The sequence below is a fragment of the Salifodinibacter halophilus genome, assembly GCA_012999515.1.
GTDB classification, from domain to species: Bacteria; Pseudomonadota; Gammaproteobacteria; order Nevskiales; family Salinisphaeraceae; genus Salifodinibacter; species Salifodinibacter halophilus.
This window is the reverse complement of record JABEEB010000250.1, coordinates 1-272: the sequence shown is the minus strand read 5'-3', so window position 1 is coordinate 272 and position 272 is coordinate 1. Positions and strand designations below refer to the sequence as shown.

At 69.9% G+C, this 272-nt stretch carries 1 protein-coding gene; it reads right to left on the bottom strand.

Features of this window, described 5'->3' with window-relative positions:
- Positions 1-272, bottom strand: a 272-nt coding sequence (locus tag HKX41_11525; GenBank protein NNC24762.1) for a dihydropteroate synthase, incomplete at both ends; no start/stop codon positions are given.

Genomic DNA, 272 nt, shown 5'->3' with positions numbered 1-272 from the left:
GGCCGGGGTCAAGGAGTATCTTCTCCCGCTCGATGCCCCCTTCTGCGGCGGCCTCCACGCGCTCCTCCAGGAACTCCGCGACCTCGGCCGTCACGTCCGAGTAGTGTCGGAACGGGCGCCAGGTACGCGGGGGACCGGCGATGTGCATCAGCACCACGTACGCTCCGGCGGCGGCTATCTCCTCGATGAGGCGGGGATCGCGCAGCCCAGAGGTGTCGTTGATGATGTCCGCTCCGGCCCGCAACGCCTCGCGCGCCACCTCCGGCGAGAAG